This window comes from Corynebacterium minutissimum, from assembly GCF_000805675.1.
GTDB classification, from domain to species: domain Bacteria; phylum Actinomycetota; class Actinomycetes; order Mycobacteriales; family Mycobacteriaceae; genus Corynebacterium; species Corynebacterium minutissimum.
In genome coordinates, this window is the sequence record NZ_JSEF01000017.1 from 77,142 (window position 1) to 89,998 (window position 12,857).

Consider the following 12,857-nt stretch of genomic DNA (forward strand, 5'->3'; position numbering starts at 1 on the left):
CGTCTCAGCTAGGGCGGTTTCGCAATGCCGGCTTCTTCCTTACTCAAAACGCACCAACGCCGCCGCGCACAAAGGTGCACGGCGGCGACAGCGTGGTGAGCTCTACAGGCTCTTAACGCACAGAGGAGCTAGCGAGGATTGCCTGGGCCCAGCCAAGGGTGGACAGGGTGGCCGGAACCAGCAGGAGGTTCGGTGCCTGCGGGCCACCGTACCGAATCATGGTGTCCATGACCTGGTTCAGCGGCTCCGGGTAGGTAGCAGCGGAAGCGGCCGGGGTGCCAGCCACAGCGACGGCGGATGCAGCAGCGATTGCAACGAGGGAACGACGGATCTTCTTCATTGTGTCTCCTTGAATGATTCTTTGAAGGGCGGGTAGTTACGTGGTTAGAACAGAACGTTCGAGATGAAGCCCAAGGAGGACAGGGCTGCCGGTACGAGGATGACGTTCTGAGCTTCGTAGCCAGCAACGTTGGTAATCTGCGTCAGGACATCTGCGAGCGGCTGCGGAGCCTGAGCAGCGGAGGCAGCAGGGGTACCAGCCAGGGCGATAGCAACAGCAGCACCGGCGGCGACGAGGGTACGACGGATCTTCATAAAATCACCTTAGGGGTTGTGAGAGTTGTGCATGGGGGGACGGTTTCACGCATCACTTATTAAAGTTTTGCCCGTAACCTGACTAACACTGTAGGGGCTTAGTGATGATGTTGCCTAGGTTCGTGGGGAATAAATCCATATGGGGGTAATAACGAATTCTTGATGATAGAGCAACAACATCCTCGATGTCCGGGCGCCTTACTACAGTGAGAGACATGGCTAAAAAGGTTCGTCCCGTCCACACCTGCACCGAATGCGGTTTTGTCTCCCCCAAGTGGTTGGGCCGCTGCCCCGAGTGCGGGTCGTGGGGAACGCTGCAAGAAACTGCTGCCGTGCAGGAAAGCAGTGCTGCGCAGGCAGCGATGAGTGGACGCCGGCCGACGGGACTTACGCCAACGAGCCCAGCTGTCCCCATCACCAAGGTGGGAGCGGCACAAACCAAAGCGCTTAACACCGGGATTGGGGAGCTCGACCGCGTCCTTGGTCGCGGTATCGTGCCCGGCTCCGTGGTGCTCATGGCAGGCGAGCCCGGGGTGGGTAAATCCACGCTGCTACTCGAGGTCGCATCGCGCTGGGCGCAACTAGGCCGCACGGCGTTGTACGCCACGGCAGAAGAATCTGCCGGGCAGGTCCGTGCCCGCGCTGAGCGTACCGGCGCACTGCACGAGACGCTCTATTTGGCGGCGGAGTCGAATCTGGATGTTGTCTTCGGACACGTCGAGCAGCTCAAGCCCAGTCTCATCATTGTGGACTCGGTGCAGACCATGCATGCAGCAGGCGTCGAAGGAGTAGCCGGAGGCGTGGCGCAATCCCGTGCGGTCACCGCTGCGTTGACCACATTGGCTAAGACCACGGGAATCCCGATCCTCCTCGTTGGTCACGTCACCAAGGATGGCAACGTGGCCGGTCCGCGCGTGCTGGAGCACCTCGTCGATGTGGTGTTGAACTTTGAAGGTGACCGGCAGTCTTCCCTACGGCTGTTGCGCGGGCTCAAGAATCGCTTCGGCGCTACTGATGAGATGGGCTGCTTTGAGCAAACCGCCGCCGGCATCCGCGAGGTCGCGGACCCGTCCGGGCTGTTTCTTTCCCACCGCGGTAGCACACCGGATGGTTCCGCGGTCACGGTAGCCATGGATGGGGTGCGCCCTATTCTCGCGGAAGTGCAAGCGCTCACGGTCGATCCGGTGGCCAAGAATCCTCGCCGCGTCGTGACGGGTTTGGATGCCAACCGCGTCCCCATGGTGCTTGCTGTCTTGCAGGCGCGGGCGGGTGAGCGCACGAACGACAAAGACGCCTACGTCGCCACCGTGGGTGGCATGAAGATTCAGGAGCCGGCAACAGACCTCGCGGTAGCCCTAGCCACGTGGTCCTCACTCCATGAGCGGCCGCTGCCACCGAAGACCGTGGTGATCGGAGAAGTCGGCCTGGCCGGCGAGGTACGCCGCGTGCCAAACCTGGATCGTCGTCTGGCGGAGGCTGCGCGCTTGGGCTACCGCCAGGCCATCGTCCCGCCGGGCGAGGTAGAGGTCACCGGCATGCGCGTGCATCAAGCATCCACGTTGAGTGAGGCAATTTCTGCGCTGAGCTAGCACTGCCCTAGTGCTGCCACGAAAGCTGGCGCTTAGAGCAGGTTGAAAGGCAAGGCTGCCGAGTAGTTGTCGCCGATGACGGTGTGCAGGAAGTATGCACCGGAATCGGCCTCTGGGCGGTCAGTGCACTGCCCCGGTTCGGAGCGCTTGCGGGACCAGTCGGCTTGGAAGAAGCGGGTCTCGCCAGACTTGAAGGTCTGCTTGCCGGTCTCCACGGAGGCGTAGCAATCGGTGTCAGACCACACGCGCTCGTTAGAGCCCATCTTGTAGACCTCAAAGCGCAGTTGCTGCTCATCAAGGTCGATGGAGCAATCCTTCGTGGTGGGGTTGAAGACTTCCATGTAGAAGGTCGGCATCTTGCCGCCCGGAACGCTGTCCTCATTGGTCTTAGCCATGACCTTGAGGTCCTCCAGGGAGCACTCCGTTTTCGCGGGGTCGACGGCCAGCTCGGTGGGCTGGGATTCTTCGCTCTTCTCGGCATCCTCTGCGCCTTCTTCCGAAGGCTGCTCCTCCTCGGATTCGGATGCTGGGGCCGCAGACTCAGTATCCTCGGGCTGCGAGGTGGTCGGCTGCTCGGATGGCTGAACCAAGCTGCTGGATGCCGCTGCCGGCTGCGACTCCTTATCCTCCGAGGACCCACCGAAAAGCGCAGTGGCCGCCCAGATAAGGATGACCACAAGCACCAGAATCGCCACGAGCGCGGCAATGCGGCGGCGAACATAAATCTCGCGCGGCAGCGGCTTCGAGGTACGGGTTGGCTCAGTCACAGCCTTTAGTTTAAGGGGACTGAGTGCTAACCCGGGCCAGCGTTAGGCCGCGTGTCTTGTTCTTTCCCCACCACGCAGCCTTGTTTTCGCACTACTGCACACCGTGGAGGACGACGGTCTCCACGCTGGAGTCCTCAAGGAGGTAGCGCAGGCCGACGATACCGAGCGTTCCAGCGTCGAGAAGCTCGCGCGCCGCCGGGACATCTGAGATGATCTGCGAGACCGTCTGCGCGGTGTTCTCACGCTCAAAGTCAGCGCGATCCTCGCGGCCATCGCGCTTGGCCACCATTGACGCCACCGCGACCTGCTCAATGATGGGGCGCTGCAACCCCGTCGGCAGCTCGCCACCGGCCAAGAACTCTGCGGCTGCATCCACCGCACCGCAGGATTGATGGCCCATCACGACGAGCAGGTTAGCGTTGAGGTTCTCCAGGGCATAGTCCAGCGACGCCATCACCGCACTATCCAGGATGTGCCCAGCCGTACGGATAACGAAGGCATCACCGAAACCAATGTTGAACACATGCTCAATCGGCGCGCGGGAATCCGAGCAGGCCAGCACAATAACGCGTGGGTCCTGGCCCTGGGTCAACCCGGCGCGCAGTTTGGCATCCTGGTTGACGGCGATGAGGTTTCCGCTCACGAGGCGGCGGTTACCTGCTTGGAGGGCTTCCCAGACTTCCTGCGGACGGTGCGGTACATGTACTAGAGGCATGATTCACACTCTAGTCCCACCACCCCTACACTGAGGTGCTTATGGATACCCAAGCTGTCATCGAGTGGTTCGACGCTAACGAGCGCCCCCTGCCCTGGCGTGCGCCGCGGACCTCGGCGTGGGGAGTACTGCTCAGCGAGGTCATGAGCCAGCAGACTCCCGTCGCGCGCGTGGCCCCGCAATGGGAAGAGTGGATGCAGCGTTGGCCCACGCCCCAGGATCTCGCGGCGGCCTCAAAAGCCGATGTGCTGCGTGCCTGGGGCAAGCTCGGCTATCCGCGGCGTGCGTTGCGGTTGTGGGAATGCGCGAAGGAGATTGGGGAAGGTGAGGTTCCAGGGGACGTCGATAAGCTCTTGGCCCTGCCCGGTATCGGTGAGTACACCGCGCGGGCGGTCGCGGCGTTTCATTTTGGGCACAACGTGCCGGTGGTAGACACCAATGTCCGCCGCGTCTACGCCCGTGCTGAGGAAGGCCGATTCCTGGCGCCGACACCCTCGAAGCGCGAGTTAGCGCAGGTTGAGGCACTTCTTCCGGAGGTGAATGGGCCGCGTTTCTCAGCGGCGCTCATGGAGCTGGGAGCGCTCGTGTGCACGGCGAAAAATCCGGACTGCGCAGCCTGCCCCATTAAGAGCTCGTGCGCGTGGCAACTCGCCGGATGCCCCGAGCCGAGTGAGGAAGAAGCCGCGCGGGCAAAGAAGCGCGTGCAAAAGTTCACCGGCACAGACCGCCAGGTGCGGGGGCTGCTTCTCGACGTCCTCCGCGCCTCACCCCACCCCGTTCCCAAGTCCGAGCTGGATTCTGTGTGGGAAGACGCTCCGCAGCGCGCTCGCGCACTCGCTTCACTGCTTGACGATGGGCTTATGGAGCAGAACGAGGAGGGGTTGTTCCATCTTCCTCAGTAGGGCGATGGGAGAAGTCGATAAGCCGGCCCATGGTCCAGTTACGGTCAGTAAGCATGCGGGCCAGCACAAGGCCGCAGCCAATCGCCACGACGGCCATTGAGGCGATGGCGAGGTTGTTCAAGGCTTGGTCCATGTTGCCCACGTTGAGGTGGTAGACAGTGCGGAACATGGCGGTGCCCGGGATCATGATGACAGACGCCGGCACTGTCGTAGTGATACGCGGCAGGTGTGCGCGCTTGGACGCCACCGCACCCAACAGGCCCACGATGAGGCCGCCAATGAAAGCGCCCACGTAGTTGGTCGCCCCCCAGCTGATGAGGAACAGGCGCACGATGTTGGCCACCGTCCCCACCGACGCCGCCACCAGTACCATCCGCCGAGAGGAGTTGAACAAGAAGGCAAAGCCAGAAATGCCGAGGAAACTTGCCACGGCTGCTGCGATATACCATTGGGCATCGGGGCTCGGGATGCCTGGTTCAGGTGTCAGTTCCGTGGTCCAGCTCACCAGCGCCACGGTAAAAGTGGCCGCGGTAATGATGGTCAGCGCATACGCCAAGCGGGTCAGGCCCGCGCCGAAGTCGAAGCGTGCGAGGTCAATAAGCGCCGAGAACAGCGGGAATCCTGGGATGAGGAACAGCACCGCCGCAACATAACCGGAGGAAAAATCGGCGGGGTTAGCGATGCCTGTAGCGGCGACCGCCTTGGTGGTGATGAAATACACCAGGCTCGCTACTGTTCCGCCCGCCACGATGCAGCCGAGCTGGTGCACATGTTTGTGATGCAGTGAGGCGCGGGTCAACTGACCGCAGAAGGCCGCCAGCGCAACGAGGACGACCGCATAGACGGTGAAGTAATTAAGCACGGCAAAGGATGCACAGGCAACGGCTGCCGCGCAGGCCAAGAGCCAGCGATTCCACCGTTTAATCACCGTGGACTCGATGGCATCGAGCATGGCGCTGAGATCCTCAGCGGTAATTCCTGAAAACAGGCGGTTGTGGGTGAGGTCCTCGAGAGCCTCGATGCGAGAGGCATCGACGGCCGGTGAATGCTGCTGGGCCACAACGGTCCGAAAATCACGGCCGCGGTGAAAGGTACACGTGATTTGGGTGACGCCAACGTCAGCATCAAGCCGGTCGAAGCCCAGCGCGCGAGCAGCACGTTTCATGCCGCGCAGCACCCGATAGCCCGACGTGCCCGCACCCATCAGCATCATGCCGAGGCGCAGCACCACATCAGCCTCGTACCCCATCCGGACGTAATCGGCACTGGGGCGAGAACTCATTAACGCCAGCGCCCCCGGAAATTCAGGCCACCGGGTAGGTTGACCCACATGCCACCGCGGGAATTAAAGGTCACGGGTCCGACCTTCGTCGACATCGACGCACCGGAGCCAGAGACGTTGATCCAGCTGTTTTTACCGGTCTTCTTCCGCTTGCGATAGTAAATTCCCATGCCAGCAAGCTTAGCGCGGATGCGCAACTGAGCTAGGAAGACTAAGCTCAACATCGTGAGAATTAAAGCCCTGATTACTGCTCTTGCGACCGCTGCGGCCGTCGCCGTGGCCACACCAGCAGCACAGGCAGTTCCCCCGGGCACCGTGCACTCCGCCGCCCCAACCGAACAGCCCAACGCGAGGATCACGGCCATTTCCTACGCCTCCACGCTCATGGATGGCACTCCCACCACAGTCACGGGTATGGTCTACGAACCCAAAGCACCGTGGCAGGGCCCCGGCGAGCGCCCCACCATCGTCTACGCTCCAGGAACTCGCGGGGCGGGCGACCAGTGCGCGCCGTCACGTGCTTACACAGCACCTAGTGCCGGAGGCAGGGACCAGAACTTCGATGCTGCCGCAGGACTCTACGACTTTGCCCTATCGCAGGGCGTACGTGTTGTGGTCACGGACTACATCGGGCTCGGCACCCCCGGCCACCACTCCTACGTGAACAACATCGAAGAAGCCCACGCGGTTCTTGATGCCGCCCGCGCCGGCCTCAAGCTCGCCGGTGCACCCGCCACTGCCCCCGTCGGCTTCGCCGGTTATTCCCAAGGCGGTGGCGCAGCTGCCGCCGCTGGCGAGTACGCGGCCACCTATGCGCCTGAGCTCAACGTCAAGGGCACCTTTGCCGGGGCGCCACCAGCAGACCTTTTCGAAGTCATGCGTGCCGTCGATGGTTCTTCCCTTGTCCACGTCTTGGGCTATGCCATTAACGGTTTTGCCGAGCGCAGCCCCGAATTCTCACACGAAATCATCGAAGAGCTGAACCCCCGCGGGCGCACGTTCCTCACTGATGCCGCGACCTTCTGTGTCCGTGACTCTATGTCTGCCTGGGGAAATGTCCGCACCAGCGAGCTCACGAACAACGGTGAATCCTTTGAAGAATTGCTGCGCCGCAAGCCAGCGGCCTCCCGCATGTTGAGGGAACAGCGCCTAGGCCAGCATGCTCTCAATGCGCCAATGCTGGTCATGAATTCCCCCACCGATGACATCATTCCTTATCAGCAGGCACGCACCATGGCCCGCGATTTTTGCGCGGCTGGCGGCACCGTCCAATTTGAGGATGCCCGCGCCGTCAATGTGCGCCCCGGCTCCGGCGCCAACCATGCCGCGCCAATGGCCCGTTCGCTTCTGCGCGGTACGAGATACCTCATCGATCGCTTCAAGGACGTGCCCGCCCCATCGAACTGCCAGCCTGCTGAATCCTAGACTCGCCCCCAGAACTCACACAAAGAACCTGACTTGGGGTCGCCGACTGCGCCCGCCGTCATCCTTTTTCATTTGATTGCCAATAGGCGTCAGTTGCGATAGGCTGAGCGCATGGCACACGAGCACCACGATCACGATCACTCCAGCACGCCGCTGCGCGCGCTCCTCATTGCGCTCAGCATTACCGGCACCGTCTTCTTCGCGGAGCTAATCGGCGGCTGGTTGGCGGGTTCAATGGCGTTGATGGCGGATGCTATGCACATGCTTTCCGACGCCGCTGGGTTAATCCTTGCGGTGCTAGCGGTGTTGGTGGGGCGTCGCCAAGCATCAGCCCAGGCCACCTACGGCTACCGGCGGGTGGAGGTGCTTGCGGCACTGGTGAACGCGGTAACGGTGCTGGTGATCTCGGTGTGGATTGTCGTCGAGGCGGTTCGACGACTGCAGAGCCCGGCCGAAGTACAGGGAAAAACGATGCTGATCATCGCGGTGATCGGCCTGGTGGCGAATGTGCTATCGGCGTGGGTGCTGAACCGCCACCGCGAATCCTCGATCAACGTGGAGGGCGCGTTCTTGCACGTGCTGGTCGATATGCTCGGCTCGGTGGCAGTGATCGTGGCGGGCATCGTGGTGCTGGCCACCGGGTTCGTGGCTGCGGACGTGATCGCCTCGCTGGTCATTGCGGCGATGGTGCTGCCGCGCGCATGGCAACTCATGCGGCTGTCGGCGAGCGTGCTGCTCGAGCAGGTCCCGGCGGGCTTCGACGCCAGCGTGATCGAGCCCGCGCTGCGGCAGGTCGAGGGCGTTGCCGATATCCATGACCTGCACCTGTGGAGCCTGGATGGTGTAAACGTGCTCACGACCGTGCACATCGTACGCGACGGCACCGTCGATACCGGCCCACTGTTGGATGCCGCCCAGCACGCCCTGCGCGAACACGGCATCGAGCACTCAACCATCCAGATTGAGCACCCGGAGCACGAATCGCACGAGACGGTGTGCTGATTCAGTTCTAGCCTGACTTAGGTCTTGGGTGGGTGAGCAACGTGACTCTTGACACTGCTACCTGGTGGTTTTCGGCGGTGAGGTGGGATTGTTCCGCACTAAATTGACCCAAGGCAGGAGGGCGTTTTGTAAAAGGCATCTGGCAAAGGGCATCTTTGGGTCTAAAAACGCCATCTGCAATGAGTAAATGGCGTTTTCAGCCGTGAAAACGCCTTATGACTGATGCCTTTTGCCAGACGCCTTTTGTAAGATGCTTCCAGCATGTCGATGGAGGGATGCAGACGTTGCGCATTGCGAGGGGAGCGAAGAGGTAATCCGTTTGGGAAAAGACGCGCAGTGCTCTACGGAAACGGTCATTATGGCCTGACTTAGGCCTTGGGCGGGTGAGCAACGTGACTCTTGACACTGCTACCTGGTAGTTTCGGCGGTGAGGTGGGATTGTTCCGCACTAAATTGGCCTAAGTCCGGCTGATTCAGTTCTAGTGGTGGACTGGGGGCGTGCCGCTCCGTGAAGGTCACGCACAGCAAACCCCGAACCGCACGCGGTGTCACACGCATGCGGTTCGGGGCTATTCCTCATGGGCCCAGTGACTGGGCCAGAGTCAGCGCTTAGAGCGGCTGACCGGCGCCAGCGCCTGCCGGCGGCGGGTTGCCGTCATCGCCATCGTCATTGTGGGAGTCAGCCGCGGAATCGCTGCCAGACTCCCCGAGGACATCCGGGCTGATGGTATCCGGCTCATCCGAGGATGCTTCCTCATCAGCCTCGCGCACGGCGGTGTCCTCCAAGTTCTCGAGCTCCTCATCAAAGGTTCCCTCCGGCAACGGGCGCGGACGCGGGGTGAAGGTGAAAGTGGCCGAGGAGTTATCCTTGGACTCACCATCCCAGCCCTCAACGTCCACGGTGATGATTTCACCGGCACCAATTTCGCCGTAGAGGATCTTCTCGGAGAGCTGGTCCTCAATCTCACGCTGGATGGTACGACGCAGCGGACGGGCACCAAGAACGGGGTCGAAGCCGCGCTTGGCCAACAGGTCTTTGGCCTTCTGCGTGAGCTCGATGCCCATATCGCGCTCGGAAAGCTGCTTTTCCACGCGACCAATGAGCAGCTCTACCATCTCCACAATCTGCTCCTGGGTGAGCTGGTGGAAGACCACAATCTCGTCGATACGGTTGAGGAACTCAGGACGGAAGTGCTTCTTCAGCTCATCGTTAACCTTATTCTTCATGCGCTCGTACTGCGCATCCGAATCGGTCTCAGAGGAGCCGGTAAATCCCAAGCCCACAGCCTTGGAGATGTCCTGGGTACCCAGGTTCGAGGTGAAGATGAGCACCGTGTTCTTGAAGTCCACGTTGCGGCCCTGGCCATCGGTCAGGCGGCCGTCCTCAAGCACCTGCAGGAGCGTGTTGTAAATCTCCTTGTGGGCCTTCTCAATCTCGTCGAACAGGACGACGGAGAACGGCTTGCGGCGGACCTTCTCGGTCAGCTGGCCACCCTCTTCGTAGCCCACGTATCCCGGAGGAGCACCGAAGAGACGGGAGGCGGTGAAGCGGTCATGGAACTCACCCATATCAATCTGGATGAGGTCATCATCCGAACCGAAGAGGAAGTTAGCCAGGGACTTCGACAGCTCCGTCTTACCCACACCGGACGGACCAGCAAAGATGAAGGAACCGGACGGACGGCGCGGATCCTTTAGACCTGCACGAGTACGGCGGATAGCGCGGGAGACAGCCTTGACGGCCTCGTCCTGACCAATGATGCGCTTGTGCAGCTCCTCCTCCATATTGAGGAGGCGGTTGGATTCCTTCTCCGTGAGCTTAAGAACCGGGATGCCGGTCCAGTGTGCGAGGACCTCAGCAATCTGCTCCTCGCCGACCTCGGCGATTTCCTCGAGGTCACCGGAGCGCCACTGCTTTTCCTTCTCCGCGCGCTCTTCACCGAGCTTGCGCTCCTGATCACGTAGACCTGCGGCCTTCTCGAAGTCCTGCGCATCAATCGCGGCTTCCTTTTCCTTACGGACCTCGGCAATGCGGTCATCGACCTCACGCAAGCCCTCCGGAGCGGTCATGCGCTTGATACGCATGCGAGCACCAGCCTCATCGAGAAGGTCAACGGCCTTATCCGGCAGGAAGCGGTCATTGATGTAGCGGTCAGACAAGGAGGCCGCAGCCTTGAGGGCCTCATCGGTGTAGGACACGCGGTGGTGCGCCTCGTACTTATCGCGCAGGCCCTTAAGAATCAGAATGGTGTCATCGAGGGAAGGTTCTTCGACCTTGACCGGCTGGAAACGGCGCTCAAGAGCAGCGTCCTTCTCAATGTGCTTGCGGTACTCATCCAGGGTGGTCGCACCAATAGTCTGGAGCTCACCACGAGCCAGCTTCGGCTTCAGCAGGGAGGCAGCATCGATGGCACCCTCTGCGGCACCAGCGCCCACCAGGGTGTGGATCTCATCGATGAAGAGGATGATGTCACCGCGCTGGTTAATTTCCTTGAGAACCTTCTTCAGGCGTTCCTCAAAGTCACCGCGGTAGCGGGAACCGGCCACCAGGGAGCCCAGGTCCAGCGAGTACAGCTGCTTATCCTTGAGAGTCTCCGGGACCTTGCCGTTGACAATGTCGAGGGCCAGGCCCTCGACCACGGCGGTCTTACCCACACCGGGCTCACCGATGAGCACCGGGTTGTTCTTAGTACGGCGGGAGAGCACCTGCATGATGCGCTCCACCTCAGACTCGCGGCCCACCACGGGATCCAGCTTGCCGTCCTTAGCAGCCTGGGTGAGGTTGCGGCCGAACTGGTCAAGCACCAGAGAGTTGGAACGCTCACCGGCGCCGCCGGAACCGCCACGACCACCCTGGCCAGCACCAGCACCAGCGCCTACTGGGCCAGGACCGCCCTGGGAGGTGCTGCCACCGTCACCTTCGCCGCCCTCATAACCGGAGAGCAGCTGGATAACCTGCTGGCGCACGCGCGGCAGGTCCGCGCCCAGCTTGGTCAGCACCTGGGCTGCCACGCCATCACCTTCACGAATGAGGCCGAGGAGCAGGAACTCGGTGCCAATGTACTTGTGGCCCATCTGCAGGCCCTCACGCAGGGAAAGCTCAAGGACCTTCTTGGCGCGCGGGGTAAACGGAATGTGGCCAGTGTGTGGCTGGGAGCCCTGACCAATAATCTCCTCCACCTCACGGCGGACGTCCTCCAGCGAGATGCCCATGGATTCCAGGGCCTTGGCGGCAACACCTTCACCCTCGTGAATAAGACCCAGGAGGATGTGCTCGGTGCCGATGTAATTGTGGTTGAGCATGCGTGCTTCTTCCTGCGCCAGAACGATGACGCGGCGAGCACGGTCTGTAAACCTCTCGAACATGACCTCTTACCTTTCGCTGTTAATGTGTCATCCACTCTAACGCGCGGGGCCGACACTCCATTCACGATTTTTCTCCCCATCGCCACCACACGCACGTTTCCCCAGCTCACAACACTGTACGCCGGTAGCGAACAGGCCCGAATGGCCGCGCCATTCGCCTGCCACCCCTGGGGAAATCTCCCCGCCGCTAGGTTGGGGCCCACGGCGCTTGTTAAAATAGCCGGTGCTGGTTCGGGAAACGGAGCTTGGAGCTTGATTCCCGTTCCTTTCCTTATCACTCACGGCGTCGCCCCTTATTCCCTACACCGAGGGTTCCACTCCGTTAGTCTCTCTTCCCATAAGGAACTCTCATGGTCGGCGAGCCGATGTCTCCACGGCCTCACTCGCCCCGCCTCCTCAACGCACCCTCCCTATTCGCGAAGTGCTCTGACCCTCTATGAACCTCACATTGCAGGTCATGAAGTAAACTAACCTCCTAGTTAGCACTGTTGACACGTTGAGGGAGGAGCCAGTCACCATGTCGCAGCCACAGCAGGGAGCCTTGCTTGTCGACGATCTTATTGGCCACTCGCAACTTCTGAGCGTTACCGAGTCCGCCACCTTGGGCCGTCAGGGCGATATCCTCCTTGCCGCCGACGACCCAGCCATGCACCGCACATTCCTGCAGGTATGGTCCAACGGCGCGCAGTGGTTCCTCAAAAACATTGGCAGCTTCATTGCCGCCACCATTCAACCACCGGCCGCCTGCGGCTACGGCCGCACGGTGCTAAGTCCCGGCAGTATTGAAGTGCTGCATCCGGGAACGTCAACGCTGTATTTCTCCACCGCCACGATGAGTTATGAATGCGAGCTCACCGTGATGCAGCCGCTGCGCAGCCCGGAGCCTAGCCTGCCGCCGGATGGCCCGTTCACAACTCACGTCTTCGAGCCCAATGAGGAGCAGTGCCTCCTGCTCAAAGCTTTGGCCCAGCCGCTCATCGATAATCCCGCGGCCGAGCCACGCGTGGTCGTGGGAACCCAGCGCGAGCTCGCCGAAACCTTGGAGTGGACGGAGAAGAAGGTTGAGCGCAAGATCCAAACTCTGGCGGAAACGTTGCAGAAGCTCGGCGTCCCCCAGTTTCAGCCGGGGCAAAAGATTTCGTGGCGCATCGTTCTGGCGCAGTTCGCTGCGGCCCACCCGCAATACTATGCACACCTTTCATAACAATTTAGTCA

12 protein-coding genes are annotated in these 12,857 nt (G+C 61.3%); 5 read left to right on the forward strand and 7 right to left on the reverse strand.

Annotation, left to right across the window (positions count from 1 at the left end; genetic code table 11):
• Positions 1–112 precede the first annotated feature (112 nt).
• Positions 113–340: a hypothetical protein gene (locus NX84_RS11170; protein ID WP_039676591.1), complete on the reverse strand. Its 228-nt coding sequence runs from the start codon at positions 338–340 to the stop codon at positions 113–115.
• A 44-nt stretch (positions 341–384) separates the two neighbouring features.
• Positions 385–594, reverse strand: a complete 210-nt coding sequence (locus NX84_RS11175; protein WP_039676592.1) for a hypothetical protein — start codon at positions 592–594, stop codon at positions 385–387.
• A gap of 215 nt (positions 595–809) precedes the next feature.
• Between NX84_RS11175 and radA the strand changes: the two genes are divergently transcribed.
• Positions 810–2,183, forward strand: a complete 1,374-nt coding sequence (gene radA, locus NX84_RS11180; protein ID WP_039676594.1) for a DNA repair protein RadA — start codon at positions 810–812, stop codon at positions 2,181–2,183.
• Between the two features lie 32 nt (positions 2,184–2,215).
• Here the strand turns inward: radA and NX84_RS11185 are convergent, their stop codons facing one another.
• Together NX84_RS11185 and NX84_RS11190 are read right to left on the reverse strand one after the other, a co-directional pair.
• Positions 2,216–2,950, reverse strand: a complete 735-nt coding sequence (locus tag NX84_RS11185) for a hypothetical protein (RefSeq protein WP_039676595.1) — start codon at positions 2,948–2,950, stop codon at positions 2,216–2,218.
• A gap of 91 nt (positions 2,951–3,041) precedes the next feature.
• Entirely contained in the window at positions 3,042–3,665 is a 624-nt protein-coding gene (locus tag NX84_RS11190) for a carbonic anhydrase (protein WP_039676597.1), read from the reverse strand.
• A 41-nt stretch (positions 3,666–3,706) separates the two neighbouring features.
• Here NX84_RS11190 and NX84_RS11195 point away from each other — a divergent pair, with 41 nt between their 5' ends.
• Positions 3,707–4,567 carry an HhH-GPD family protein gene (locus NX84_RS11195; RefSeq protein ID WP_039676599.1) on the forward strand — a complete coding sequence of 287 codons (861 nt, stop codon included), beginning with the start codon at positions 3,707–3,709 and terminating at the stop codon, positions 4,565–4,567.
• Here NX84_RS11195 and NX84_RS11200 read toward each other — a convergent pair.
• Both NX84_RS11200 and NX84_RS11205 read right to left on the reverse strand, forming a co-directional pair.
• Positions 4,524–5,849: a threonine/serine exporter family protein gene (locus NX84_RS11200; RefSeq protein ID WP_039676601.1), complete on the reverse strand. Its 1,326-nt coding sequence runs from the start codon at positions 5,847–5,849 to the stop codon at positions 4,524–4,526. The two genes, NX84_RS11195 and NX84_RS11200, sit on opposite strands and share 44 nt — an antisense overlap.
• Positions 5,849–6,019 (reverse strand): DUF4236 domain-containing protein, encoded by a 171-nt coding sequence (locus tag NX84_RS11205; RefSeq protein WP_082013969.1) that lies wholly within the window; start codon positions 6,017–6,019, stop codon positions 5,849–5,851. Before NX84_RS11205 ends, NX84_RS11200 begins: the two co-directional genes overlap by 1 nt.
• Positions 6,020–6,074: 55 nt before the next feature.
• On the opposite strand from NX84_RS11205, the gene NX84_RS11210 reads away from it, so the two are divergent.
• Both NX84_RS11210 and NX84_RS11215 read left to right on the forward strand, forming a co-directional pair.
• Complete coding sequence (locus tag NX84_RS11210; protein WP_231913736.1) at positions 6,075–7,274, forward strand: lipase family protein; 1,200 nt, start codon at positions 6,075–6,077, stop codon at positions 7,272–7,274.
• 111 nt (positions 7,275–7,385) lie between these two features.
• Entirely contained in the window at positions 7,386–8,276 is an 891-nt protein-coding gene (locus NX84_RS11215; RefSeq protein ID WP_039676607.1) for a cation diffusion facilitator family transporter, read from the forward strand.
• Between the two features lie 609 nt (positions 8,277–8,885).
• Here the strand turns inward: NX84_RS11215 and NX84_RS11220 are convergent.
• Positions 8,886–11,642, reverse strand: a complete 2,757-nt coding sequence (locus tag NX84_RS11220) for an ATP-dependent Clp protease ATP-binding subunit (RefSeq protein WP_039676609.1) — start codon at positions 11,640–11,642, stop codon at positions 8,886–8,888.
• Between the two features lie 517 nt (positions 11,643–12,159).
• On the opposite strand from NX84_RS11220, the gene NX84_RS11225 reads away from it, so the two are divergent.
• Positions 12,160–12,846, forward strand: a complete 687-nt coding sequence (locus NX84_RS11225; protein ID WP_052319767.1) for a hypothetical protein — start codon at positions 12,160–12,162, stop codon at positions 12,844–12,846.
• Positions 12,847–12,857 lie beyond the last annotated feature (11 nt).